We start from the raw sequence: 26,244 nt of genomic DNA on the forward strand, positions 1-26,244 counted from the left end.
ACTCTGTGAAGAAAAAATTCACATTTTTTGCAGGCTCATTTGATTCCCAATCAAATTCGTTTCTCACAAAAAAATGAAAAAAATGAAAAAAATGAAAAACATGGTATCGCTAAGGAAGATAAGACGATGAGCACAGAGGGCTTTAAACACCCAATATTAATTAGGAAAATAGACTTCCGGAAGCGCTTCAAAACCTGGTTTTGCAAAATAATACCCCTGCATTAATTCAATTCCAGCTTCTTGTAACCAAACAAACTCCTCATAGGTTTCAATGCCTTCCGCTAGAGCGGTGATATTAAGGTCATGAAAAATAGAAATAGTATTACCAACAATTGACTGGCGAACCTTGTCTAAATGTATATTTCTAATTAAAGACATATCAATTTTAACAATATTGGTTTGAAAATCGGCTAATAAACAAAGGCCAGAATAGCCAGAACCAAAATCATCTAGGGCTGTCATAAAGCCAAAAGACTTATAATACTCCACAATTCTTTTTACATGAGATGTGTCTTCCATCTTTTCAACTTCAGTAAACTCAAATAAGATTCTATCTAGAGGGAAGCCATACAACTTAGCGGCCTCTAAAGTAGTTCGAATGCACCGTTCTGGTTTATAAACGGCATTGGGTAGAAAATTAATACTTAGCATAGAATCCACACCCAATTTAGCGGCTAACTCTATCGCTTTTATACGGCACTTCTGATCAAATAAATAGCGATTTTCATCGTTAACTTGTGAGATTATTGAGTAAGCCGATTCATTATTAAGCCCACGAACCAGCGCTTCATACCCAAAAATTTGCCTCGTGCTAGAGTTAACTATAGGCTGAAAGGCCATCGTAAACTCGAAATCCAACCTGTCTTCACTGCAATGATTACATAACACCTTTACCGCACCCTGTGGTCTTTCTTCCATTATAACCCCCGATATATGAAGTGATTACATCTTGTAATTTAAGACTAGCAACCCCCCTTCAACTGAGCAAGCAATCAAGCACGTGATTGTGCGATTAAGCAAAACCTGAACGCTAACGCTGACTTAGAACGATCGTTCAGGAGCGTAATCATAAATATTATTGGCTACTTGTCATCATTTGTTATTCGTTAGACCTTGCCCATTAAAATTTAATTCGTAGCGAGCTATAGAGCACGCATGTCAAATTTGATCCGTTACTGAAATATTTAAAGCATCTCGAAAATAGCCCAACTATTCACATTCAATACTCACCTCGAATAGCCGGCTTTTATTCACCTGCTGAGGCAGGAGGATTTATTCGAACCTTTCTAAAACAATGACAGGTAATTTATGATGGGTTAGATAAACCATCTAGCTATAAAAAAATAAAAATACGGCCTTATTCAATTAAGAGCCTATTTTAATTCTACACTCACTTAATAAATATAAAACTTAAGGGTATCTCCTGTATGACTCGTTCAACATCAAATTAATTTTCATAGAGTAAATAAATAGATAGATGGGATGCATTATTTATAGGTATGATTAAGTCACACTACTTATAAAAGATAAAATATCGAGATATCTATAAGGTTTTCATTATGCTTTTCTCAGTATTTATTTTACCTTTTTCCGGCTAGAGAAACGCTCAATTAATCTAGTTTATACATTTATAAAAGGGGTAAACAATGTCAAATATCATGTCCCACAGTGAATGGATGAAAAGAACAAAAGGAGGCTTCACTCAGTCCAGAAGCAAGGCGTTAAAAGCAATTGATGCGGCTCTTAAAGAGTTCGACCAAGCACCAACTGAGAAAAATAAAGGGGCTATACTAAAAGCATTGATATCATGGCAACAATCTAAAGGCAATAATTGGAAGCAAAGCATTAGAAATAAAGAAAACGCCGTAGATAACCTATACAGACAATTAACCGGCTTAGGGAATAAGGCGGACATGTTTGCTTTATCTCATATTCAAAACGAGTCTAGAGCCATTATTACAGACTTATTTCAAGGTAAAAAATTAATTTTCAGGCCGGGGTTGCTCACAAAAATCGCTGGAAATAGTAAAACCTTAGGAATAAACACCAACAAAGTCTCTTTCGTAAAGACAACGGTTGGCATTGGCCGTGATGGGCACACATTATCTTCCTCTAGCTCATCATCCTCTAACTCAGGTAACAGTGCAAAAGCGGCGAAGCTAAGCAAAGACCTGCTGAACGAAATCATTCCAAAAGAGTTTCTGGCCGACGTAATGGCGGCGATAAGCAACATAATGCCTAATTTTTTAACTGAACTGGCCGCGTCCTGTATGCCGTTTGTCGGAGTAATTTTTTCAGGAGGGTCGGCTGTTGTAGCAGGCTGCAAAGCGGCACAAGCGGTTTACAAGCTAGATCGCGCTCAAATGCATGCTCAAAGAACCCTAAGTACAGCGGAACCGGCGGCGGCATTTGAAGCGATTACACGAATGTTGAAGCGAGAAGCAGAGCAAAAGACTGAAAAATTTGCAAAAGGGCTAGCTGACTTTGGCTCCAAACTTGCTTCAACTTTAGCGGATGGCGGCACGGCCACCAACGCCGCAATAGGTCTTGCATCTGGTCTAATTAAACTATTAATGTTATTACGAATAGTTCTCAGGGATATTCAAGAAAGAAATGCCGCAAATGAATTACTGTCGAAGCCCATCATTACAATAAAATTATTTGAAGCGAATCCATTAATGGGAGCGTATTTTATTTGTTGTGTGCCCACCAGTGTTATAGTCAATGTCATGCTTAGCAGTAACAATTTCAACACGCCAGGCATGATGGATAAAGTTGAACATGCCGTCAAAAAACACATAAAACCATTAAGAGAACAAGCTCGTAAATTAGCTTCTGAACATCGAATGTACATACCGGAGCTGCAAAACTACCCCGGTATGTTGAAACAAAATAAGAAGAAACTAAAAGCCATGTTAGCGCAAAAGGGCAAAAGCGATATGATAGGCATTGGGAGTGAAGATTTTGACTATATAGTTGGCGAAAATGCCACATCGGAGGTTTGATAATTCGTATTAACTCAGACTTAACCTGATGGTTAACAGCTTTTTAATCGGTGACAGATGAGTGCATCTGATGATGTGTGTCTAAATGGCATTGGGTGAATCGCACACCCAATGCTCTATTTATACTCTCGCTAGTGACCAATATACTCTCGCTAGTGGACAAGGTTTACGCTTCAATTGAGTCAATTTTATATACTTTTTCCAATCTACTCACACCCAATCCTGTCATTTTAGTTACTTTCACTTGAACAGGAATACGATCTTTAAGCGCTTCAACATGACTGATGATGCCAATCATCTTACCTGTCGCATGTAAGTTATCTAAAGCGTCCAACGCCATCTCTAAGGTTTCGCTATCTAATGTGCCAAAACCTTCATCAAGAAATAACGTATCGATACTTGTTTTGTGGGAGACTAAATCCGACAAGGCGAGAGCAAGAGCCAAGCTCACTAGGAAAGATTCCCCTCCAGAAAGGGTTTCCGTAGCTCTTACTGTATCGGCCTGCCATGTATCCATGACCTCTAAAGCGAGATTGTCTGACCCAGCGACATTCCTCTGCAAACAATAGCGTTTATGTAACGCATTAAGTCGTATATTCGCTAAATACACAAGATGATCTAACGTCAGACTTTGCGCAAAGCGTCTGAACTTTGCACCATCAGCTGAGCCAATGAGTTGGTTTAACTGGGTGTAACGAATTAACTCTGTTTCCTTCTTTTGAATTTCAGTGTGTTTAACCGCGCTACTTTCTTGGTTTTGACTATCAACTTTACATGCTTGAGACAGCTCACCTAGCCTCTGTAGCAATGCGCTTCGCTTCGTATCTAACTGATGGGACGCTTCAAGTAACTCAGCCAGTTCACCCTCTATCTCTTTCAAGTCAGTACCGCTTTCTACGGTATTTGCATGGTGGTTCGACCATTGTTCTTGAACCTGCTCTAAGCGTACTTCGGCGTCTCGACCCTCTTGTAAAAGCTGGTTTTCTTTTTCTAATAATGCATTGAGTTCTTCTAGTGCAATTCGACTATTTTGCCATTCTTCCAAACTTTCAAAACAACTTGCTAGCAAAGCTTGGTCCCAAGCATCTTGCAACTTCACATAGTCTGCTTCTAGCAGATTCAGCGTTTTATTATTATGGCTTATTTGTGTCGTATTACGGATATTGTGTTGTTGCCATTGACTCTGTAAATCGGTCGCTTTTTCTAACGGCTTTTCAAAGTCCAAAGTCGCTTGTTTTAATTTTTGCTTTTTCTCTGCCGCTGTTTGTCCTTGCAATAAATCAACTAAAGCAACTTTCAAGGCGTTTAATTCGTTATCCGTTGATCGTTTGATTTCCTGTAATTTGGCTTTTTTGAGGGCAAACTCCTTTAACGCTTCTCCCTTGTAAATTCTATCCTTTTCTAAACTCGCAATCTTCTCATCATGTTGGCGTTGTTCATGCATGGCTTGCTGCCAGGCGTCTAAACGAGACTTTAATTCTGTCAAAGCGACGGCATATTGATTGTTGTAAACGGTGAGGTGATGCTGCTGAGTAATGCCTAATAATTCCACTTCTAAGCTCTCAATGAGCTCATTCATCTGAGTCAATTGAGGTTGAAGTTGATCAAGCGTTTGTTGGTGCCATACTATTGATTGTTCATGCAGCTGTTGTTTCTTATCCTTTTCTGCAATGGTTTTTTCAATAATTTGCAGTTGGTCAGTATACTCGTGCAAAAGTGCTTGCTGCTGTTCAATTACACCTAAAGACTCCCGTTGTTCCTGCAGTCGCTGAGAGACCAATTGCACCACTTGCTGTAATTCAACATGACGGCTTAATGTAAGTGAAGCAACGTGATCCTCAGTCAACCCTTGTTCAACTATGTCATTCAAACCATGTCGAAACTCACCTTCCAATGCGTGAATTTGTGTCGTAAAGGAAGCTTGCTGTTCTTGAAGATGTTTTAAATGGGTCGCTATTTCAATTAGCTTTTCAGCCGCGGCCTTGCCTTCTCTTTCCAGCATGGTTAATTGGTTTTGCTTTTCTGCAAGAGCCTCCGCGGTCTCATTAACTAGGGGTATCGTTAACCCTTCCGCAAAAGGATGGTCTAATGCGCCACATAACGGACAGGGTTCGTGATCGACCAGCTCATGGCGCAGTAATTCTAAATCGGCGATTTTTCTTTGAGCATCCAATAACTGCTGCAAATCTTTGACATGCGCTTTAATCTGCTTATAAGACTGACGCTTTTCAGCAATATAGTGATTTTGTTGTTGCTCTCGTTCTGCAAATTCATGTGCTTTGCTTATTGACTCGTCATTTAACGGCTTGATGTCAAAATACTGTTTTTGCAAACGACTAAGAACATTCAGGGCATTATGCGTTTCTTGTAAAGACATTAATGTTTGTTGCCACTGATTTGGCGTCATTCCATTTGTTAAGTTATTAACGCTTTCTTTCACCAGTGATGCTTTTGCTACCAGTTGATCTTTTTCCTGCTTGGTGAGCTTTTGCTCTTTAAGTATGGCATCTAATGCACTACGTTCATGTTCACTGACTTTTTCGAGTTCAGATTTTCGTTTTAATAAACCCTGCTGTTGAGAAGTAACCTCATCCAACTGCTGAGCTTGATGGATCCAACCAGCCAGTGACTGAGTCACCGTGTCAGGCGATTCCACACTGAGTAACAAGGCTTGATTCGTTTTCTTTGCTTCCTGATGTCGTTGTAAATCCCTTATAATCGCCTCGTGCTCTTGATGCACGCCTTGATAGTCTTGTTCAATTTCTGTTTCTTCATTAAGGATGCGCCGCCATTCTTGCTCTACAGACAATTGTTTATTCAATAAAGGCTGAATCGTCTCTTCTAACTCTTTTTCAAAAGATTCATAGGCCGCAAAGGCCAATTTTTTTTCTGATTTTGCACTTTCTAGAGCTTGCTCTAAAGCTGTCTTTTGAGTGATCAAATCAACCCGATAAGCCTCTAAATCAGACGCGATTTTTTTGTTTTCAGCTAAGGTCTTACCACATTGATCTAAGGATAAGTAAGCGGGTTCTATTTCATTAGCTTGTTTACCTTTATTAAGCCTGTCTAAATCAGGTGCAAAATGTTTCCATTCAAGTTGGTTTTTATTTTTTTGCTCTTGGAACCTTTGCTTCTGCTGATTGAGTTGTTGCGATTGACGCAACCAATCTAGTTTAGTGTTAACGCCTTTTAGCTCTTGATCATAAATCTCTTTAGTCTTAATAAGTTCGGCTTGTTGGTCCTGTAATTGACGTCGTTCTTCCTGACTTAGGATTGGCATAGAATCAAGCGATACTTTGAGCGTTTTTAGTTCTTGATGCTTTTCTTTATGGGTTTCAAAGATAAAACGAGAGATCTCTCCGTAAATTTCTGTGCCTGTTAGCTCTTCCAGTAAGTCAGCACGCTCATTTGACTTGGCATGTAAGAACGCATCAAAACTGCCTTGAGCAAGTAACATAGATTTAGTAAAACGGGAGAAATCTAATCCAGTTAATTCAGTGGTAATGGTCAGTTTATCTTGAATTTTATTGGTCAGTATCTTAGCTGAGTCATCCTTTAGAATCCCATTAAGCTCACTTAATTCAACACTAATGGGCTGCAACTTGCCATCACTTTGACCTCTGGCTCTGCGTTGTCCCCAAAATGCACGATAGCGCTTTGACCGAACTTCAAATTCAACTTCAGCAAGACAAGAAGCCGTATGACGTGTCATCACTTCATTTGAGGTTGGAGATACTTTGATACGTGGCGTTTCATGGAAAAGTGCTAAGCAAATAGCATCAAGTATGGTGGTTTTACCGGCACCCGTCGGACCACTGATGGCAAATATTCCAGCATCAGTAAAAGGGGATTTACTGAAATCCAGCTTCCATTCACCTTTTAAAGAGTTGATGTTTTTTAGTCTTATAGAACAAATCTTCATGGCTCCGGCTTCCTTTTTACATCCGCCTCTGTTTCAGAGGGCACCCTATGCTTCACAGACCCTAACCCTTCATTACCCGCCATGTCTCGCTCTTGTAAGGAAGACACGCATGTCTTAAACATTTTTTTTAATTCTAGAATTTCATTCGAATCATTCTTTTCATCTTGAGATTGTTCCATTTTACCCAAGGTCGATGCGGCCAAACAGCGATCAAACACCTCTTCTACACTGAGCTCTGATAAGGTCTCTTTCGCATCATTATTGTGATCGATCACTTGTGTTTTGACTTGACGGGTCACTCTTAATAAGTCAATTGCAGAGTGTTGAATAATATCCTGAATGTGTTTTTGCACATCACTTAAATACGCATCGGTAATGACTTTAACTTCCAACCATACCGTCTTATTGTCATCAGAGTTTTCCAGACTGGCCACTAACCCTTTTAACTCTTGTAACACGTCACTTACTTCACCTCGAATGGTTTTCATGGTTTGAAAAGTGGGAATTGGAAGTAATTTTGGCTTAAACTTGCCAAGATGTAGCATAGTTTGAGTATCTAACAGAACCATACTTTTTTCTCTATTCAGCTCATCGAAACTCAGACAAATAGGCGAACCTGAATAGCGCTGACAATCATTCCCCGCCACTTCTTGAGCTCGGTGAATATGGCCTAGTGCTAAATAATCAAATGGCGGAAATGCTTGCGCTGGAACCGCTTCTAATGTGCCAATATAAATATCACGTACCGATTCAGATGTTTTGGCACCCAAGGTCGTTAAATGGCCCGTTCCAATAATAGGAATATCTAAATCGAACAAATTTCCCTGTACTTCCATAACATGATCATCGAGTTTATCTTTATCCTGTTCCACATCCCCCTCTCGCCTGTCATTACCTTGGCTAACCTGCTCTTCTGTTTTTAATGCCGCTTCGTATATTTCAAAATAAAAGGCTTGAATTTGATTTAATAAATCCCGTTTTTTATCTGTTTCAGATTGATCCGCCTTACTGGTAACCAAGTCCTTAGGGCGGATAAAAGGGACCGCACACACAACGGCTTCCAACTGACCATGACTATTTTTTACAGGAATAATGTGCTCAGAAATCGTTTCTGGAAGCGCTTTGGCAATGACATTAGCCTCTAAACACGCCAACAGATTTTTTGATTCATTGAGCATACTGACAGAGTCATGATTACCCGCGACAACAATTAACTGACAGGACAATTGATTTAATGAGATAACCAACTCATTAAACAACTCTCGGGCATAACTTGGTGGTGCACCGGTATCAAATACGTCTCCAGCCAAGATAATCAATTCAATATGGTGCTCTTGAACTTGAAGCAACAACCACTCAATCAGTGCTTTATGTTCCGCTTGACGTGTACGCCCCATAAAATGCTGACCGAGATGCCAATCTGAGGTGTGTAAAATTTTCATTCTGTATTAATACCTTACTGATCACTGAAAAGAGTCAGTTTTTTATGGAAAGAAAGTAATTTTAGTAGGATTAAGTTGGACGTCTTGAATTATTTGAGCCCACGTTTCTTGACTTAATTGACTGCCTTGAATAATCCACTGACCACGGGAAAAGCCCAGCTTTGTTGATCCGGCCGTCAGCCATTGCTTGATAACGAGTAACTCTTCTTCTACCTCATTATTTACGATCAGAGTGGATACCTCTTTAATGGATTCTTTTGTGAAGAAAGCTTGCCAGGTATTAAGTGAGGCTTGAGATTGATTAACTAACACTAATCCAATAGGAAAGCGATCAAACGACAATTTTTGAAAGCGAGAAACGGCTCTTACGTTGGCACTTTTTGCCACATTCATCTCTACTGTGTCTCCAACCTTGATGGAATCCAGAAAGTGTTGAATCCTAGGTTCAGTTAGAGGATTAATCGCTACTATCAGGGGCTCTAACGCATCAGACTCAACATAGGCTCGAATTTTCTTTTGACCTGAACAATGCAAGTCGATAGGCAAGCCAAACACATGATCTATCGGTCCAAACAATTCCATTTGCACAGCGTAGTCTGAAAGGTGTTCAATATGGTTGATTTTAATTTCAACAATAGGAGATGGGACATATGAACTCAGAGTGAGCGGCTGACGTATTTGAGTTTGGCAACATAACACCGTTTCTTGAGTCATTTCATTAAACACTTCGCAGGCGCGGCAAACCCCTGCTCGACAACCATAGGAAACGTCAATACCCTGATTTAATAATGTCGAGAGTAGATTATCTCCTAACCTATAACCAACCGATACCCCATTGAATTCGATGCGTAAATTCTCAACGGAACATCGGTTGGTTGAAGCGCTTAACAAGTGTGATTTCATAACAGAGCCAATTTTTCTACCAATGCTTTTTGGTAACAATAATCAAAGTTACGCTATTGTCTCACACTTTTATTCAATTACGCCGTTAGTTTTACAGATTCCTCTAATTCGTCGGCGATTGGAACAGAACGCAGCAAAGCGACCAATAAACGCCAAAAATCTCCAACAGAATCAATCTCTAGCCTTTCGGCTGGTGAATGCGCGCCACGAATATTTGGACCAAAAGACACCATCTCCATCCCCTGATATTTGGCTCCGATAATGCCACATTCCAAGCCAGCATGAATGACTTTTACATTAGCAGGGTAACCCATAACGGACTCATGTACAGAGAGAAAGTGCTTTAACAAACCCGCACGAGGGTCTGGCCTCCAACCAGGATAGCCGTTGTCAATCGTCACTTGTGCATCGATTAAATCAAATGACGCTTTCACTTTTCTAGCTAAAGCCGCGGTTGCCGAGTCAACTAAAGAGCGAACCAGTGAACATCCTGAAAAAATCAAATGTTCGCCGTTTAAAGAAAGATTGATTACCCCTAAATTACAAGAAGTTTCCGTTACGCCAATTAATTCGGGGCTCATGCGAAAAACACCATGAGGAGAGCAATCAAGGGCGTTTAACAAACGGCCTTGATCTTTTTTAGTGAGACCTTTTGACACGTCACATGGCTCTACACTAATGATGATGTTCTTTTCTACCGTTTCAAACTGAGCAGTCATTTCTGAACTTAATAAAGACAAATGGGAACCTAATGCAAGTGCCTGTAAGTCATTCACTAAAAAGCTTGCTGTGGCTTCCCGAGCGATTGCATTGCGCAAGGTGCCGCCGTTAAGTGACATCAACTGTATGTCAAACTGATCATTCAATTGCTGTAAAAGAGTCACCAACATCGCATTGGCGTTTGCCAACCCTTTATGAATATCTAATCCTGAATGACCGCCCTTTAAGCCTTTAATCGTCAATTTAAAGCCAGCCGACCCAATTGACTCAGATGCGACAGGAAATGATTTTTTGAAATTTATATCAGTGCCGCCAGCACAACCGATATACACATCACCTCGATCTTCAGAATCAAGATTCAAAAGAATTTTTCCTTTAAGGATACCCTCTTCTAATTCCATAGCTCCACGTAAACTGGTTTCTTCTTCGATCGTAAACAAGGCTTCTATCGGACCATGGGAAACGTCATTTGATTCCAATACCGCTAACGCCGCTGCCACACCAATACCGTTATCGGCGCCTAATGTGGTGCCTCTTGCATGAACCCAACCATCAATAATATGTGTATTAATTGAATCTTTCTCAAAATCATGCTCAATATCCGCATTCTTTTGTGCAACCATATCTAGGTGGCCTTGTAAAACCACAGTTTGGCGATTTTCCATCCCTTGACTGGCTGACTTACGAATTAATAAATTACCCGCTGGATCTAAATAAGTCTCCATACCGAGTGCCAGAGCCCAATCAATTAAATGACTTCTTAACGGCGCTTCATGATAAGAAGGCCTTGGTATATCACAAAGTAATTTAAAGTGTTTCCAAACCAGCGACGGTGATAATTCTAATAAATGTTCGTTCATTTCAACTCTCTAAGCAATTCAAAAAAGTGGTTAATCATCTTACTGAAGCCCTTTATACGAATAACGCACAAAGATAATCATGATGTTCATTTCTCCGTAGATAAGTAGCGATTAACTAAATGCATTTTGAAGTATTCTGTATTTAACGTTTCACCTGTTGCATTAAAAACCAGCTCTTCTGTCGTGTCCAAGCAGCCTTTTGTCCAAACATGTTGACTTAACCAAGCTTGAAGATCAGTTAAGTCGCCTTTAGCAATCCTCTCCTCTACATTCGGTAAGGTCTTTTTCATCGCGGCCATAAACTGTGCGGCGTACATCGCCCCTAAGGTGTAAGTAGGGAAATAACCAAAAGCCCCGATCGACCAATGAATGTCTTGCATACAGCCATTTTTAACATTATCTGCTGTATCCACACCAAGGTACATTTGCATCTTTTTTTTCCACAACATAGGAATATCTTCTACCTCAATCTTCCCTTCTACTAAGTCTTTTTCAATTTCATAACGCAGCATGACATGAGCGGGATAGGTAACCTCATCCGCGTCAACACGAATAAAATCAGGCTTCACTTTAAGATACAAGGTTTTCAAATTTTCTAACGAGAGTGCATCTTGATCTCCAAACTCATCAATCAAAATGGCATGAATACTTTCAAGAAACGCACTACTACGACCAATTTGCATTTCCATAAATAAGGATTGGCTTTCGTGAATTGCCGTGGAGCGCGCTTTCCCAACAGGAAGATGCCTTAATGATTCTGGCAATCCTTGCTCATATTTCGCGTGGCCCGTTTCATGCACAACACCCATCAATGATTGGGTAAAGTCATCTTCGTTATAACGAGTGGTTAATCGAACGTCTTCAGGCACCCCACCACAAAATGGGTGAACACTGACATCAAGTCGCCCTCGATCAAAATCAAAACCAAACAAGGTCATGATTTTTTCACCTACTTGTTTTTGCGTGTCAATAGAGAAAGGCCCCTTAGGTAATTGGACAGCTTCGCCTTTTTGACGCTCCGTTATCTGTCTAATTAGATTAGGTAACCAGGATTTTAACTCCCCAAAAATGACATCAAGCTTCTCCGACGTCATACCTGGCTCAAACTTATCCAACAATGCGTCATACAAACTTAGGCCCGTCACTTTAGATCGATATGTGGCCTCCTCTCTTGCTAATCGAACAACGTCTCTAAAATTGCTAACAAAACCACCCCAGTTGTTATCTGGTCTTTGCTCACGCCAACCATGCTCACACTTTGCCGCAGCCAAAGACTGTTGTTTCACCAAGTCAGCAGGAAGGCAGGTGGCAAGTCGCCATGTCCGACGCATTTCGCGAACAGATTTTTTTTCTTCGTCTGTTAAACTTGCTTCGTCTAATTGTTCGAAACTTTCTTTTAAAGTCGTAGAGTTAAGAGATTCATGAATCAGTAATGATAGGGTTGCCATTGCATCGGCTCTGGCTTGATGACTTTTGGCTGGCATCATAGTCGCCGCATCCCAGCTCAGCATGGCCTCAACATGTTGCAAATGATGTAAGCGTGAAAAATGCTCTTCAAGTATACTGTAGCTAGACATATCGTCTCCTTCATTTCGATTAGTAGCTAAGATAGTAGAAAGCAATACCGTGGTGCAATTGAAATAAAGATTAACAGTGATTGAAAAAACGTATCAAACGTTTTCTAAAACTATTTACGACATCTTTATAACACATGCTTGTCACGTAAATTGAGAAGAGTGTGTGGGTTATTTGAGCTTGGAAGTGAATCCGTTAAAAAGACCAAAAATAGTACGATTAAGCCTAGTCAGAAGTGAGAACAAACCACCAAACTGAGTGGTTTGTTCTCACTAGATCTGTTCTATATACTCTTATTTAGGTGATTTATGTTCATGAAGGTTTTTTCAATGACGCTTCAGAGAAAGTAACAAATTCTTCAGCACTGGTTGGATGAACGCCTACAGTCGAATCAAAGTCCTCCTTGGTCGCACCGGCTTTCACGGCCACACCAAGACCCTGAATAATCTCTCCAGCATAATCACCTACCATATGAGCACCTATCACTTTGTCGGTCTTATTGTCGACAACCATTTTCATAAAGGTTCTTTCCGTTGAGCCACTTAACGTATGCTTCATCGCTCTGAAGTCCGTTTGATAGACTCTAAAATCATAACCACGTTGCTCAGCTTCTTCTTCTCCTAAGCCAACAGTACCAATTTGCGGCTGGCTAAAGACGGCTGTAGGAACATTATCATAGTCAAAAGTAACGTCTTTACCTTCAAACCAATAACTAATTAATGCCATGGCTTCACCAATTGCCACAGGCGTCAACTGCAGACGATTGATTACATCACCAATAGCAAAAATGCTTGGCGCACTGGTTTTAAAATTACTGTCTACTTTAATAGCGCCTTTTTCTTGTTCTATGCCCGCTTTATCAAGATCTAATGTATCAGTATAGGGAACACGGCCAGTAGCATATAAAATTAGACCAAAAATTTCTTCTCGACCGTCTTTAAATCGTACAAGTCGATCGCCATCAGGCTGATTTGAGTCAACTAGCTGAATGGATTCAACGTCTGTATTTAACTGAACATCTACACCTGATTTTTTATACTCTGCTTGCGCAAAATCTCTGACATCTTGGTCAAACCCACGTAATAACTGTTCGCCTCTATAGGCTAAGGTTGAATCAACACCTAATCCATTTAAGATGCCTGCAAATTCAACCGCAATATAACCCCCACCAACAACCAACGCTTTTTTAGGTAATGAATCTAAGAAGAACATCTCATTCGAGCTCACGACTAATTCGGAACCAGTAAACTCAGGAATGAAAGGCTTACCACCCACCGCGACTAAAATCTTTTCAGCTGTATAATGAGTACCATTCACTTCAACCGTGTGAGCATCAACAAAACGCGCGTAACCATTAATAATATTAACGCCCGCTTTTTCTAACATAGACTGATAAATGCCATTTAACCTCTGAATTTCGGCGGTTTTATTATCGCGTAAAGTAGCCCAATTAAATTCAGCTGAAACGTTTTCCCAACCGTAGCCTTTTGCATCCTTAAAGGAATGACTAAATTCGGACCCGTATACAAATAACTTTTTGGGAACACAGCCAATATTGACACAAGTTCCACCCAAAGCACTTGCTTCTGCTACGGCTACCTTATAACCCTTGCCCGCCGCTATTCTACTTGCACGAACACCGCCAGAACCGGCACCGATGACAAACAAATCGTATTGGTATGACATTGATAAACCTCTTAAATAATAAAAAAACAAAGCCTTCACTTACAGTATAGTAATATGACAACTTTTAAATAAAATAATTCAATTTCCTCGTTTTTTACATGATATTTATAATGATAAAGTGTATTAAAAAATGACCGAAAATTGCTTTTCCTTGATTGAGCTCACTATTTGAATGATAATCAAAGATCATTCAATGATTTATCAGCGCCTGCTGACAGTCTCCTCAAAACCTTCTTAAGAGGTTATTTATTTACAATGAAATTCGTTTCTTTCAATATAAATGGTTTACGCGCTAGACCGCATCAACTTGAAGAATTAGTAAAATCACATTCGCCAGACGTCATTGGCTTACAAGAAATCAAAGTCCACGACGAGGCCTTTCCCCACGCGATTCCTGAGTCCATTGGGTATCATGCCTATTACTTTGGTCAAAAATCCCACTATGGGGTTGCCATATTCAGTAAACAAGAAGCCAAAAAGGTTGAATATGGCTTTCCTGGCGATGAAGAAGATGCTCAACGTAGAATGATTATTGCGACGTTTGATACTGCATCCGGGCCCATTAAAGTTATAAATGGCTACTTCCCTCAGGGTGAGAATAAAGACCACGAAACCAAATTCCCTGCAAAGCGAAAATTCTATCAAGATCTGATGTCATACTTAGAAAACCTAGATCCAAGCGAGCAAATAATTGTTATGGGTGATATTAATATTTCCCCAACTGAGCTTGATATTGGGATAGGTGAAATAAATGCGAAACGCTGGCTTAAATCAGGCAAATGCAGCTTTTTACCTGAAGAAAGAGAATGGCTCGCAACGCTACAAAACTGGGGCTTCACAGATACATTCCGACATTTAAATCCGCACATTAACGATCGCTTCAGTTGGTTCGATTACCGTTCAAAAGGTTTTAATGATACACCCAAACGTGGGCTAAGAATTGATGTTATTCTGGCGTCAACTGGCTTAATGCCAAAACTGATAGAAAGTGAAGTCGACTATGAGATTAGATCTATGGAGAAACCATCAGACCATGCGCCAATATGGGCTACATTTTCTCTTTAATCCTAGTTTGAATTAGAGACGAGAATGGTTAGAAAACAACCAAACTATATTTTTTCGATGATATCTCTCTTCCATGGAATTATGCTTAAGTTCTACGCAACTTATCCACATTCCATGTGGATTGTTTACACAGATAACACCTAACAATAATAAAATTCCAGAGATAGACTATGAATCAACCTGACGTTTCAGACATAAGTGACATGCTTACTAATGCCAAAAAAGCTTCCATATTCCTTAAAGCCCTAGGAAATGAAAAACGCTTGATTATTCTTTGTCATTTATTAGATCAAGAGCACACAGTAGGATCCATTAATGAAAAGCTGCCATTAAGCCAGTCAGCCTTATCCCAGCACCTTGCCGTCCTAAGAAAAGACGGCTTAGTCAAAACACGACGAGATTCTCAAAGCATTTATTATTCTATTGCCGATGAAAAAACCGTTACTTTTATTAAATCATTACATGACTTATTTTGTAATACCGAAAAACAAGAATAATAACATTGGATTACTCTTGTTTCCTCACCCTAAGGAAGCTTGCAAATTTAGGCACTGAGTTTCGTGTTAAGCCATGATATTTGAACGTAATTATCTCTCCAATTTCAGGGGGATTATTGCGTTCGGAATCAGTAAACCCTGAACCGATTTTAAACCGAAGACCCGTGGCCATTTCAACTACCAACGATCCCATCCGCCCTTGATTCCTTCCCTTACCTTTTTCATACGCCACAACAACCGCTTCGGCATCCATGTATGGCTTAAGTTTGAGCAAGGCATCATTTCTTCCATCTTGAAACACAGCATCTTTCTTATGCAGCATCATCCCCTCCGCCCCAATCGAAACGTATTTATCTAAAAGCAATAACAACTCATCACGAGTCGACACGTCTATCTGTTTGATCGGTCGAATATGCTCGATATTTAACGCATTGATTATCTTAGTATAATATTGTGTACGTTTAGCAAATGGTTGTTCATTATTTGGTGCATCAAACACCATATAATGAATTTTCCGCCATTTTTTATCATCAGGTTGGTGACTTAGAACCGTCGACTGAATAAATTCAAAGTCTTGTCTTTTGCTCCATAGCTCCCCATCTAGCCACACATCAGGCCAATCTTTGGTAAACCAATCCGGCGCAAAGATCTTACGACCCGTTTTCGTTACTAATCGCCCTGCTTTCCATATAGCACGGACACCATCGTATTTTTCACTTACTAAATAGTCCCCAATTGAAACGTTATCAGTATAGACACTGGCCTGCTGGATACGCGGTGAACCAGAAATAGTGAGACTCGAAAAAGACAACAATAAGACAATAAATAACCTATTTAAATGCTTCATAGATCCTCCTTGATCATGAATAGTATGCTTACCTAAATCGATAAGCGGATTACAACTTTAACAAACTTACTGCAGCAGTAACAGTGATCTAAACATCTGTCATTAGCTTATCCAATTTTTCGATAATATGACGACCAATGGGTAAAGAAGAGGTCGCCGCTGGTGAAGGTGCATTACACACATGTAAGGTTCTCTGACTTTGAGCAAAAAGAAAATCGTGCACTAAACGACCATCTGCCATTACCGCTTGTGCACGTACGCCAGCAGGGTAAGGAAGCAAATCGACCTCGTTAATCTGGTCGCAGTATTTATTTACTTGAGCTAAGTAACCTGATTTAATCCAAGAATTGCGTGTTTCTTGCAAACCTATTTTCCAAAATTTAGCTAGCAACCTCCAATAACCACTGAACAAAAGCATCTGTAACGTATCTACCGCACTGAAATTAATTTTGCCATAGCCTTCTCTTTTCCAGCCTTGAACCGCATTGGGTCCGACTGTCACACTGCCATCAATCATACGCGTTAAATGCACTCCCAAAAAAGGCAATTCAGGATCTGGAATGGGATAAATTAAGTGATTTACAATTCGATTATGCTTTGCTGGTAACTGATAATACTCACCTCTAAATGGTATAATTTGGAAGTCTGTCGCAATGCCCAACATCTTTGTAATACGGTCCGCCATTAGCCCAGCGCAACTAACCAAATAACGCGTGGCTATGGAGCGATTACCTATTTTAATAACAACTTCCGTGTCACTTTCTTGTAAAGACGTTACCTTAGCGTTCATAAGGAGTTCACCCCCGCCCTTAACAAACAGCTCGGCTAATTTTTGACAAATTTTTTGGTAATCAACTATGCCTGTTTCATGCACAAAAATTGCCGCATCGCCTTTGATATTAGGCTCTTTTATCCTTAGCTCATTCCTATCTAATAGCTCGACTTTTATATCATTTTCTAAACAACGTTTATAAAGCGCATTCATCCTTTTGACTTCAAGTGAGTTTGTTGCCACAAGTAGCTTTCCACAGACATCAAAATCAATATGATATTTACGGCAAAATGCTTTAATTTCCTCCGAGCCTTCTTTACAAAATTTCGCTTTTAGACTTCCAGGAGGGTAATAGACTCCCGCGTGAATCACGCCACTATTGTGTCCAGTTTGATGAAGTCCAACTTGACTCTCTTTCTCTAATAATACAATTTTTTTCTGAGGATTCGCTTGCATTAATTGCCAAGCCGTTGCTAACCCAACCACACCACCACCAATAATAGCGATATCATAATCACAGTGAATCGATTCAGTCATCTTAATTACTCACCCAAGGCTTTGCTATTTCATACATCATTGATCTTTATTCTAAAGCCATATTCAGTATCACACTACAATTAAAAAAAATCCCCGCATATGCGAGGATTTTTAGACACTATCAAATTAACTTAGTTGCTTACCAACCAGTTAATTCTTTTAGTGCATCACCAATTTCGGCTAATGAGCGAACCGTTTTAACACCAGCGTCTTCTAATGCAGCAAATTTTTCATCCGCTGTACCTTTACCACCAGAAATAATCGCACCAGCATGACCCATACGCTTACCAGCAGGAGCTGTAACACCAGCAATGTAAGAAACAACCGGCTTAGTAACATTTGCTTTGATGTAAGCCGCGGCTTCTTCTTCTGCCGTTCCGCCAATTTCACCAATCATTACAATTGCTTCAGTTTGTGGATCTTTTTCAAACAATTCAAGTACATCAATAAAGTTTGTACCTGGAATTGGGTCACCACCAATACCTACGCAAGTAGATTGACCAAAACCAGCATCCGTCGTTTGCTTAACTGCTTCATAAGTTAACGTACCTGAACGAGAGACAATACCTACTTTACCTGGTAAATGGATATGACCAGGCATGATACCGATTTTACATTCACCAGGAGTAATTACGCCTGGGCAGTTTGGACCGATTAAACGAACACCTAATTGGTCACAAGCCACTTTACAGTCAAGCATATCCAAAGTTGGGATGCCTTCAGTAATACAAACGATCAATTTAATACCACTGTTCGCGGCTTCTAAGATAGAATCTTTACAGAAAGGCGCTGGTACATAGATTACAGACGCTTCAGCACCTGTTTGTTCAACCGCTTCTTTCACTGTATTAAATACAGGAAGACCTAAATGTGTTTGACCACCTTTACCAGGAGTAACACCACCAACCATTTTCGTTCCATAAGCAATGGCTTGCTCAGAATGGAATGTACCTTGTCCACCAGTAAAACCTTGGCAGATTACTTTAGTATCTTTATTAATTAAGACAGACATTATTTGCCCTCCGCAGCTTTAACAACTTGTACAGCCGCGTCTTTTAGACTAGTAGCAGCAATGATATCAAGATCAGATTTCGCAAGAACTTCACGTCCTAGATCGGCATTTGTACCTTCTAGACGAACAACAACAGGAACCTGAACACCCACTTCTTTAACAGCACCGATAATACCTTCCGCAATCATATCGCAACGTACGATACCACCAAAGATATTAACCAACACAGCTTTAACATTGTCATCAGAAAGAATGATTTTAAATGCTTCAGAAACACGTTCTTTAGTCGCACCACCACCAACGTCTAAGAAGTTAGCTGGCTTACCACCGTGTAGGTTTACGATATCCATTGTTCCCATCGCAAGACCAGCACCGTTTACCATGCAACCAACGTTACCATCTAGAGCAACGTAATTTAATTCAAAAGAAGCGGCGTGGGCTTCACGAGCATCTTCTTGAGATGGATCATGGAACTCTTGCATTTTCTTCTGACGGTAGACAGCGTTGCTATCAATATTGATTTTACCATCTAAGCAATGAAGATTGCCTTCATCAGTAATAACCAATGGGTTTATTTCTAGAAGCGCAAAATCGCAATCATGAAACATTTGAGATAAACCAAGGAAAATCTTAGTGAACTGCTTAATTTGAACTGGGTTAAGACCCAATTTAAATGCTAATTCACGAGCTTGGTATGGCTGTGCACCAACTAAAGGATCAATAATTGCTTTGTGAATCAAGTGTGGCGTTTCTTCAGCCACTTTCTCGATGTCTACGCCGCCTTCAGTAGAAGCCATGAAAACAACACGACGTGTAGCACGGTCAACAACCGCACCAAGATACAATTCGTTAGCGATATCTGTGCAAGATTCAACTAAGATCTTAGCAACAGGCTGACCATTTTCATCAGTTTGGTAAGTAACTAAGTTTTTACCTAACCACTGAGATGCAAATGCAGCGATCTCATCATGCGTTTTAACAAGCTTTACACCGCCTGCTTTACCACGGCCGCCCGCGTGAACTTGAGCTTTAACCACCCACATGTCACCGCCTATTTTCTTAGCTGCTTCTACAGCTTCTTCTGGCGTGTCACATGCATACCCTGTCGATACTGGCAGGCCGTATTCAGCAAAAAGCTGTTTTGCCTGATATTCGTGTAAGTTCATTCGCTTATTCCGCTCATCTGAATTTATTGAAACGTTGCTTACCAATTAATAAACAACAAAATGCTGACTCTGAAACAAAGTCAGCAAACTTTATATTTTAACGTTTTTTACGATTTGCAATATGAATTGCATGATTATCAACAGCGAGTGCCGCCTCATGAACCGCTTCACTTACCGTTGGGTGAGCAAATACAGTAAGAGCGATATCTTCTGCTGTAGAACCAAATTCCATTGCAATTACGGCTTGAGCAATCAAATCCGCTGCTCCAGCACCAATAATATGACAGCCAAGAATACGATCAGTTTCTTCGCAGGCAATCATTTTCACAAATCCTGTTGTGTCATTTGCCGCCATTGCACGACCAGATGCAGCAAATGGGAATTTGCCCACTTTATACTTTACGCCATCCGCTTTCAGTTCTTGTTCATTTTTACCAACCCAAGCAAGTTCTGGGTGAGTATAAATGACAGAAGGGATGCAGTCGTAGTTCATTTGCGCTTTATGGCCAGCAATAATATCGGCAACCATTACACCTTCTTCAGAGGCTTTATGAGCAAGCATTGGGCCACGAACAATATCACCGATAGCATAAACGCCAGGAACAGATGTTTTACATTGTTCATCAACGAATACAAAACCACGCTCATCCAGTTTCACACCAGAATCGGCGGCTAAACAACCATCAGTGAAAGGCTTACGACCTACCGCTACGATCAACTTATCAAATGTTTGTTTTTGCTCTTCACCCTTTGCATCAAGGTAAGTTACATTAACTTCTTCACCGTTAATCTCGCTACCAGTAACACGTGCGCCTAAACGAATGTCCATGTGTTGTTTCTTAAATACTTTCGCCGCTTCTTTTGCAACATCAACATCACAGACACTTAAGAACGAATCTTGGGCTTCAAGAACCACAACTTCAGAACCTAAACGAGCCCATACTGAGCCCAATTCTAATCCTATTACACCAGCACCGATTACACCTAAACGCTTAGGTACTTCACGGAAATCTAGCGCACCTTCATTATCAACGATAATGTCTCCAGTGCGAGGTGCTGGTGGGATATTTACTGGAATAGAACCCGTAGCAAGAATCACATTTTCTGTCTCAATAACAGATACAGAACCGTCATGAGCAGTAAACTCAACTTTTTTACTGGATAAAACCTTGCCCATACCTTCAAAGCTGGTTACACCATTTGCTTTAAATAATCCGGTAATACCACTTGTTAATTGATCAACAATTTTATCTTTTCGATCAACCATAGCATTAACGTCCATGGATACATCGCCTACGCTAATTCCATGGGCACCATATGACTCTTTGGCGTCATGGTATTTGTGTGATGAGTCCAACAGCGCTTTTGAAGGTATACAACCAACATTTAGACAAGTACCACCTAAGCGAGGTTTATTATCTTTATCTAGCCATTTTTCGATACAAGCTGTTTTCAAACCTAGTTGCGCAGCACGGATAGCGGCAACATAACCACCAGGACCACCACCAATTACCACAACATCAAATTTAGTAGACATAGTTATTTCCATTTTTGACTAATGAAACCAATCAAACAGTTTCTTAGTTTTAATTACAATCGAAATGCGCAGAGGTTAGATCGTCTTTTGGACAACCAACTCACTGCACACCTTTCAACTTAGGAATTAGCAATTATACATCAAGCAACAAACGTGCAGGATCTTCTAATAGCTCTTTTACTGTTACCAAGAACTGTACCGCTTCTTTACCATCGATCATACGATGATCATAAGACAATGCTAGGTACATCATTGGTTGAATAACAACTTGACCATTAACAGCCATTGGACGCTCTTGAATTTTGTGCATCCCAAGAATGGCTGTTTGAGGCGGATTCAAGATTGGTGTAGATAGCAAGGAACCAAAAGTACCACCATTAGTAATAGTGAAAGTACCTCCTTGCATGTCTTCAAGACCAAGCTTGCCATCACGACCACGCAATGCGAAATCCATAATGGTGCTTTCGATATCAGCCAAGCCCATTGAATCCGTATCACGTAATACTGGAACCATTAAACCGCGACTAGTTGAAACAGCCACACCGATATCTTGGTATGCGTGGTAAACCATGTCATTACCATCAATAGATGCATTCACCGCAGGAAAACGTTTTAGTGCTTCAGTACAGGCTTTCACAAAGAAAGACATGAAACCTAATTTAGTTCCATCATGCTTCTTCAGGAAAAGGTCTTTATATTTAGCGCGCAGATCCATGATTGGACCCATGTTAACTTCATTGTAAGTCGTTAACATAGCGGCTGTTTGTTGAGCTTCAACCAGACGGCGTGCAATCGTTGCACGCAAACGCGTCATTGGAACGCGTTTTTCTACACGACCATCCGTATTTGCAATAGGCGCGGCAGCTGGTTTAGCCACAGGAGCAGCAGGTTGAGATGCTTTTTGCTTCACAGCGGCATCAACGTCTTCTTTGGTGATACGACCACCTTTACCAGATCCTTTCACCTGAGAAATGGTTAAGCCAGCCTCTGCTAATGCCTTGCGTGCAGCAGGTCCAGCGACACCATCAGCATCATTATCTACAGGAGCCGAATCAGCAACTGGTGCGGCAGCAGGTGTCGCTGTTGCGCCAGATGCACCAACAAGGAAAGAAGCAAGTACTTGATCACTCATCACAGTGTCGCCTTCATTGGCAGCCAGTTCACCTAAAACGCCTGCGGCTGGAGCAACGACTTCTAAGACAACCTTATCCGTTTCAATATCAACTAAGTGTTCGTCACGCTCACATGCTTCACCTGGTTTTTTGTACCAAGTTGCCACTGTTCCGTCCGCAACGGACTCAGGAAAAGTCGGCGCTTTAATGTCAACGGTTTCGGCCGTGCTTGACGCGGCTGGCGCACTTGTCGAAGCCGCTGTTTCTGACACAGATGTTTCTGCCGGTGCGGTCGCAGCACCACCTTCAGAGAACATGGCCAAAACTTCGCTACTCAAAACGACATCGCCTTCATTTTTTAAGATATCTTGAAGAACACCATCAGCTGGTGCCACAACTTCAAGTACAACTTTATCCGTTTCAATATCAACAATATGCTCATCACGAGTACAAGACTCGCCAGCTTTTTTATACCAAGTAGCAACAGTACCGTCTGCTACTGACTCTGGGAAAACGGGTGCTTTAATTTCAATACTCATTTGATACCCTTATCTTTTTGATAGGCTATTTTACTAAATCAAACGAATGACTAACCAATTAAGGCGTCATTCACTAATGCTTCTTGTTCTTCAACGTGTATAGACATATAACCAGCAGCAGGTGCAGCAGACGAAATACGACCTGCGAAGCGAATTTTCAACTCTGGATATAACTCTTCTAATATACGGTTCATACGATGGCGGTTTGCATGCCAAGCCCCTTGGTTTTTAGGCTCTTCTTGACACCATACTAGAGTTTCTACTTCAGTATATGGTGCTAAAACATCCTTAAAGTCTTGATAAGGGAAAGGATACAATTGTTCCAATCGAATAACGGCAACGTCATCTTTTTCCAACGCTTCACGACGATTAATAAGATCGTAGTATATTTTACCGCTACAAATCACCAAGCGCTTAACTTTCTTAGGCTCTATATTTTGTGCTGTTTCTGGTAAAACGTTTTTGAAACCACCTTCAGACAATTCTTCCAAAGTTGACGTTGCTTGCTTATGCCTCAACAAACTTTTAGGAGACATAATAATCAAAGGGCGCCTTAAAGGGCGAATTGCTTGACGACGAAGTATATGGTAAATCTGGGCAGGCGTAGTTGGTACACAAACTTGAATATTGTATTCAGCACAGAGCTGCAAGAAACGTTCTAAGCGAGCAGATGAATGCTCTGGCCCTTGCCCCTCATAACCATGTGGTAACAACATGGTTAGACCACATAGTCGACCCCATTTATGCTCACCACTTGTAATGAATTGATCTATTACAACCTGAGCACCATTGGCAAAGTCACCGAACTGCGCTTCCCAAACAACCAAACCTTTAGGCGACGTTGTTGCATAACCGTATTCAAAAGCCAAAACAGCTTCTTCAGACAAATAAGAGTCAAACAAATCCATTTGAGGCTGATCATCATACAGGTTCTTTAACGGAGTATAACTACTGCCGTCCTTTTGATTATGTATGACGGCATGCCTATGAGAAAAAGTACCACGGCCAGAATCTTGGCCCGTTATACGAATCGGATAGCCTTGCTCTAACAAAGTGGCAAATGCCAGTGTCTCGGCATACCCCCAATTAAGAGGCAGTGCACCGGCACTCATTTTATCTCTGTCTTCGTATATTTTCTGTACTTGTCTTTGAACCACAACCCCATCAGGAATGGAGGTCAACTTACGCGCCACTTTTTGAAGTTCGGCAAGCGGGTATTTTGTATCCGCACCAGCATCCCATTCAACATTTAGATAAGGAGTCCAATCAACAAAGGAGCCGGTTTGAGACTCAAGAACAAGACTTTTAACTGTATGCTTACCATCATCAAGGTTTTGACGATTTTCATCGACCATTTTGTCTGTTAGAGACTTCTCTATGATGCCTTTAGACACAAGCATGTCGGCATATTGTGTACGCGTGGTTTTTAATTTATTGATGATTTGGTACATTAAAGGCTGAGTACCAGATGGTTCATCCGTTTCGTTGTGACCACGACGACGATAACAAACCATGTCGATAACCACATCACGACCAAATTCGTAGCGATAATCCAAAGCCAGTTGAGTCACAAACAGAACCGCTTCAGGGTCGTCGCCGTTTACGTGAAAGATCGGCGCTTGTACCATTTTTGCAATATCAGTACAGTACTCAGTAGAACGGCTGTCTTCTTGGCGGTTTGTGGTAAAACCAACTTGGTTATTGATAACAATATGGATCGTCCCACCCGTCTTATAAGCACGAGTTTGAGACATTTGGAAGGTTTCCATGACCACACCTTGACCCGCAAATGCCGCATCACCGTGAATCGAAATTGGAACAACCTTTTTACCCTGCTCATCCGATCTACGATCTTGCCTAGCTCGTACAGACCCTTCAACAACAGGCGATACGATTTCTAAATGCGATGGGTTAAAAGATAGAGCAATATGAACCTCACCACCTTCAGTCATGACATTCGAAGAGAAACCCTGATGATACTTAACATCTCCTGATGTATTGACAAGTTTCTTACCTTCAAACTCATCAAACAGATCTTTAGGATTTTTACCAAGCGTATTTACAAGAACATTTAATCGACCACGGTGTGCCATGCCGATAACAACTTCTTTAGCCCCAAGAGAGCCAGAACGTTGAATAAGCTCATTCACCATTGGTATTAAACTTTCAGCCCCTTCTAGACCAAAACGCTTAGCTCCAGGATAACGACTCGCTAAATACTTCTCTAGCCCTTCAGCCGCCGTTAAACGTTCAAGAAGACTGATTCGTGTATCAAGCTCATAATCCGGACGCGACTTTACTGACTCAATACGTTGTTGTAACCAACGCTTTTCTTGAGTATCAACAATGTGCATATATTCATAGCCAATGCTATCGCAATACGTTTTGTTTAAGCCTTCAATGATCGTTTTGAGTTTTTTCGTTTTTTTCGGGAAAAACAATGAACCTGTACTAAAGTCGGTATCTAGATCAGCACCTGTCAGCTCATGATAAGCCAATTCTAAATCCGCAACTTTATGCCTAACTTGTAGACCCAATGGATCTAAACTTGCGTGTTGATGTCCACGCACTCGATAAGCATTAATTAATTGCAATACTTTAATTTGTTTCTGCTCATGATCAGAACCAGCGTTCGTTACTGATGTCTGAAAACGATTTTGGTTTTTACTTAATTGTAGAAATTGTTCTTGGATTACCGAATGAGGAACATCAGTTGACTGTTCTTCACTAACTCGCGGCAATTGATCAAAACATTTACGCCATTCTTCCGAAACTGAGTTCGGATCAACGAGGTAACTTTCAAATAAACCCTCCACATACTCCAAGTTCCCACCTGAAAAATGCGAGGTGCTCCATAGCAACTCCATTAAACTTTCGTGCATTCTCGATCACCCTTATGTTCGAGCCAGCTACCATTATTGGTGCCATCAATCTTATAATTCGTTGACTTATTTCGGCCCAAATTGGCCACTAAAGCCTAGAATTATGTATTACAACAACTCGCCCTACATGAGTTAATACTTAAATAACTATATATTATTTAACAG

17 protein-coding genes are annotated in these 26,244 nt (G+C 40.6%); 3 read left to right on the forward strand and 14 right to left on the reverse strand.

What is annotated here, in order from left to right:
• Positions 1-156: 156 nt before the first annotated feature.
• Complete coding sequence (locus IEZ33_RS11875; protein WP_191600269.1) at positions 157-918, reverse strand: EAL domain-containing protein; 762 nt, start codon at positions 916-918, stop codon at positions 157-159.
• 728 nt (positions 919-1,646) lie between these two features.
• Between IEZ33_RS11875 and IEZ33_RS11880 the strand changes: the two genes are divergently transcribed.
• Positions 1,647-3,005: a hypothetical protein gene (locus tag IEZ33_RS11880; RefSeq protein WP_191600270.1), complete on the forward strand. Its 1,359-nt coding sequence runs from the start codon at positions 1,647-1,649 to the stop codon at positions 3,003-3,005.
• Between the two features lie 166 nt (positions 3,006-3,171).
• Here the strand turns inward: IEZ33_RS11880 and IEZ33_RS11885 are convergent, their stop codons facing one another.
• The 6 genes from IEZ33_RS11885 to gorA all read right to left on the reverse strand — a co-directional run bounded on the left by IEZ33_RS11885 (position 3,172) and on the right by gorA (position 14,113).
• Complete coding sequence (locus IEZ33_RS11885; RefSeq protein WP_191600271.1) at positions 3,172-6,927, reverse strand: SbcC/MukB-like Walker B domain-containing protein; 3,756 nt, start codon at positions 6,925-6,927, stop codon at positions 3,172-3,174.
• Positions 6,924-8,369 carry an exonuclease subunit SbcD gene (gene sbcD, locus IEZ33_RS11890; RefSeq protein WP_191600272.1) on the reverse strand — a complete coding sequence of 482 codons (1,446 nt, stop codon included), beginning with the start codon at positions 8,367-8,369 and terminating at the stop codon, positions 6,924-6,926. The genes IEZ33_RS11885 and sbcD overlap by 4 nt, the downstream gene beginning before the upstream one ends.
• Before the next feature lie 42 nt (positions 8,370-8,411).
• Positions 8,412-9,272 carry a 2Fe-2S iron-sulfur cluster-binding protein gene (locus tag IEZ33_RS11895; RefSeq protein ID WP_191600273.1) on the reverse strand — a complete coding sequence of 287 codons (861 nt, stop codon included), beginning with the start codon at positions 9,270-9,272 and terminating at the stop codon, positions 8,412-8,414.
• Between the two features lie 77 nt (positions 9,273-9,349).
• Positions 9,350-10,852: an aminoacyl-histidine dipeptidase gene (locus tag IEZ33_RS11900; protein WP_191600274.1), complete on the reverse strand. Its 1,503-nt coding sequence runs from the start codon at positions 10,850-10,852 to the stop codon at positions 9,350-9,352.
• A gap of 86 nt (positions 10,853-10,938) precedes the next feature.
• On the reverse strand, positions 10,939-12,429 hold the full coding sequence (locus tag IEZ33_RS11905; RefSeq protein WP_191600275.1) for a carboxypeptidase M32: 1,491 nt from the start codon (positions 12,427-12,429) through the stop codon (positions 10,939-10,941).
• A gap of 310 nt (positions 12,430-12,739) precedes the next feature.
• Positions 12,740-14,113: a glutathione-disulfide reductase gene (gorA, locus tag IEZ33_RS11910; protein ID WP_191600276.1), complete on the reverse strand. Its 1,374-nt coding sequence runs from the start codon at positions 14,111-14,113 to the stop codon at positions 12,740-12,742.
• A gap of 255 nt (positions 14,114-14,368) precedes the next feature.
• Between gorA and xthA the strand changes: the two genes are divergently transcribed.
• Both xthA and IEZ33_RS11920 read left to right on the forward strand, forming a co-directional pair.
• Complete coding sequence (gene xthA / locus IEZ33_RS11915) at positions 14,369-15,178, forward strand: exodeoxyribonuclease III (protein ID WP_191600277.1); 810 nt, start codon at positions 14,369-14,371, stop codon at positions 15,176-15,178.
• A 170-nt stretch (positions 15,179-15,348) separates the two neighbouring features.
• Positions 15,349-15,675 (forward strand): ArsR/SmtB family transcription factor, encoded by a 327-nt coding sequence (locus tag IEZ33_RS11920; RefSeq protein WP_191600278.1) that lies wholly within the window; start codon positions 15,349-15,351, stop codon positions 15,673-15,675.
• 10 nt (positions 15,676-15,685) lie between these two features.
• Here the strand turns inward: IEZ33_RS11920 and IEZ33_RS11925 are convergent, their stop codons facing one another.
• From IEZ33_RS11925 to IEZ33_RS11955, 7 genes are all read right to left on the reverse strand, one after another.
• Positions 15,686-16,522, reverse strand: coding sequence for a DNA ligase (locus tag IEZ33_RS11925; RefSeq protein ID WP_191600279.1), 837 nt, complete (start codon positions 16,520-16,522; stop codon positions 15,686-15,688).
• 88 nt (positions 16,523-16,610) lie between these two features.
• Positions 16,611-17,831, reverse strand: a complete 1,221-nt coding sequence (gene lhgO / locus IEZ33_RS11930) for an L-2-hydroxyglutarate oxidase (RefSeq protein ID WP_206696847.1) — start codon at positions 17,829-17,831, stop codon at positions 16,611-16,613.
• A 139-nt stretch (positions 17,832-17,970) separates the two neighbouring features.
• Positions 17,971-18,843 (reverse strand): succinate--CoA ligase subunit alpha, encoded by an 873-nt coding sequence (gene sucD, locus IEZ33_RS11935; RefSeq protein ID WP_191600280.1) that lies wholly within the window; start codon positions 18,841-18,843, stop codon positions 17,971-17,973.
• Complete coding sequence (gene sucC, locus IEZ33_RS11940; RefSeq protein ID WP_191600281.1) at positions 18,843-20,009, reverse strand: ADP-forming succinate--CoA ligase subunit beta; 1,167 nt, start codon at positions 20,007-20,009, stop codon at positions 18,843-18,845. The genes sucD and sucC overlap by 1 nt, the downstream gene beginning before the upstream one ends.
• A gap of 97 nt (positions 20,010-20,106) precedes the next feature.
• Positions 20,107-21,546, reverse strand: a complete 1,440-nt coding sequence (lpdA, locus tag IEZ33_RS11945; RefSeq protein WP_191600282.1) for a dihydrolipoyl dehydrogenase — start codon at positions 21,544-21,546, stop codon at positions 20,107-20,109.
• Positions 21,547-21,679: 133 nt separating this feature from the next.
• Positions 21,680-23,197 carry a 2-oxoglutarate dehydrogenase complex dihydrolipoyllysine-residue succinyltransferase gene (gene odhB / locus IEZ33_RS11950; protein WP_191600283.1) on the reverse strand — a complete coding sequence of 506 codons (1,518 nt, stop codon included), beginning with the start codon at positions 23,195-23,197 and terminating at the stop codon, positions 21,680-21,682.
• A 50-nt stretch (positions 23,198-23,247) separates the two neighbouring features.
• Entirely contained in the window at positions 23,248-26,079 is a 2,832-nt protein-coding gene (locus tag IEZ33_RS11955; protein WP_191600284.1) for a 2-oxoglutarate dehydrogenase E1 component, read from the reverse strand.
• Positions 26,080-26,244: the final 165 nt, after the last annotated feature.

The organism is Marinomonas algicola, from assembly GCF_014805825.1.
Lineage (GTDB): Bacteria > Pseudomonadota > Gammaproteobacteria > Pseudomonadales > Marinomonadaceae > Marinomonas > Marinomonas algicola.

Coding starts and splice junctions, on each gene's coding strand:
- IEZ33_RS11875 (WP_191600269.1), bottom strand. CDS start 918: ATGGAAGAAAGACCACAGGGTGCGGTAAAGGTGTTATGTAATCATTGC.
- IEZ33_RS11880 (WP_191600270.1), top strand. CDS start 1,647: ATGTCAAATATCATGTCCCACAGTGAATGGATGAAAAGAACAAAAGGA.
- IEZ33_RS11885 (WP_191600271.1), bottom strand. CDS start 6,927: ATGAAGATTTGTTCTATAAGACTAAAAAACATCAACTCTTTAAAAGGT.
- sbcD (WP_191600272.1), bottom strand. CDS start 8,369: ATGAAAATTTTACACACCTCAGATTGGCATCTCGGTCAGCATTTTATG.
- IEZ33_RS11895 (WP_191600273.1), bottom strand. CDS start 9,272: ATGAAATCACACTTGTTAAGCGCTTCAACCAACCGATGTTCCGTTGAG.
- IEZ33_RS11900 (WP_191600274.1), bottom strand. CDS start 10,852: ATGAACGAACATTTATTAGAATTATCACCGTCGCTGGTTTGGAAACAC.
- IEZ33_RS11905 (WP_191600275.1), bottom strand. CDS start 12,429: ATGTCTAGCTACAGTATACTTGAAGAGCATTTTTCACGCTTACATCAT.
- gorA (WP_191600276.1), bottom strand. CDS start 14,113: ATGTCATACCAATACGATTTGTTTGTCATCGGTGCCGGTTCTGGCGGT.
- xthA (WP_191600277.1), top strand. CDS start 14,369: ATGAAATTCGTTTCTTTCAATATAAATGGTTTACGCGCTAGACCGCAT.
- IEZ33_RS11920 (WP_191600278.1), top strand. CDS start 15,349: ATGAATCAACCTGACGTTTCAGACATAAGTGACATGCTTACTAATGCC.
- IEZ33_RS11925 (WP_191600279.1), bottom strand. CDS start 16,522: ATGAAGCATTTAAATAGGTTATTTATTGTCTTATTGTTGTCTTTTTCG.
- lhgO (WP_206696847.1), bottom strand. CDS start 17,831: ATGACTGAATCGATTCACTGTGATTATGATATCGCTATTATTGGTGGT.
- sucD (WP_191600280.1), bottom strand. CDS start 18,843: ATGTCTGTCTTAATTAATAAAGATACTAAAGTAATCTGCCAAGGTTTT.
- sucC (WP_191600281.1), bottom strand. CDS start 20,009: ATGAACTTACACGAATATCAGGCAAAACAGCTTTTTGCTGAATACGGC.
- lpdA (WP_191600282.1), bottom strand. CDS start 21,546: ATGTCTACTAAATTTGATGTTGTGGTAATTGGTGGTGGTCCTGGTGGT.
- odhB (WP_191600283.1), bottom strand. CDS start 23,197: ATGAGTATTGAAATTAAAGCACCCGTTTTCCCAGAGTCAGTAGCAGAC.
- IEZ33_RS11955 (WP_191600284.1), bottom strand. CDS start 26,079: ATGCACGAAAGTTTAATGGAGTTGCTATGGAGCACCTCGCATTTTTCA.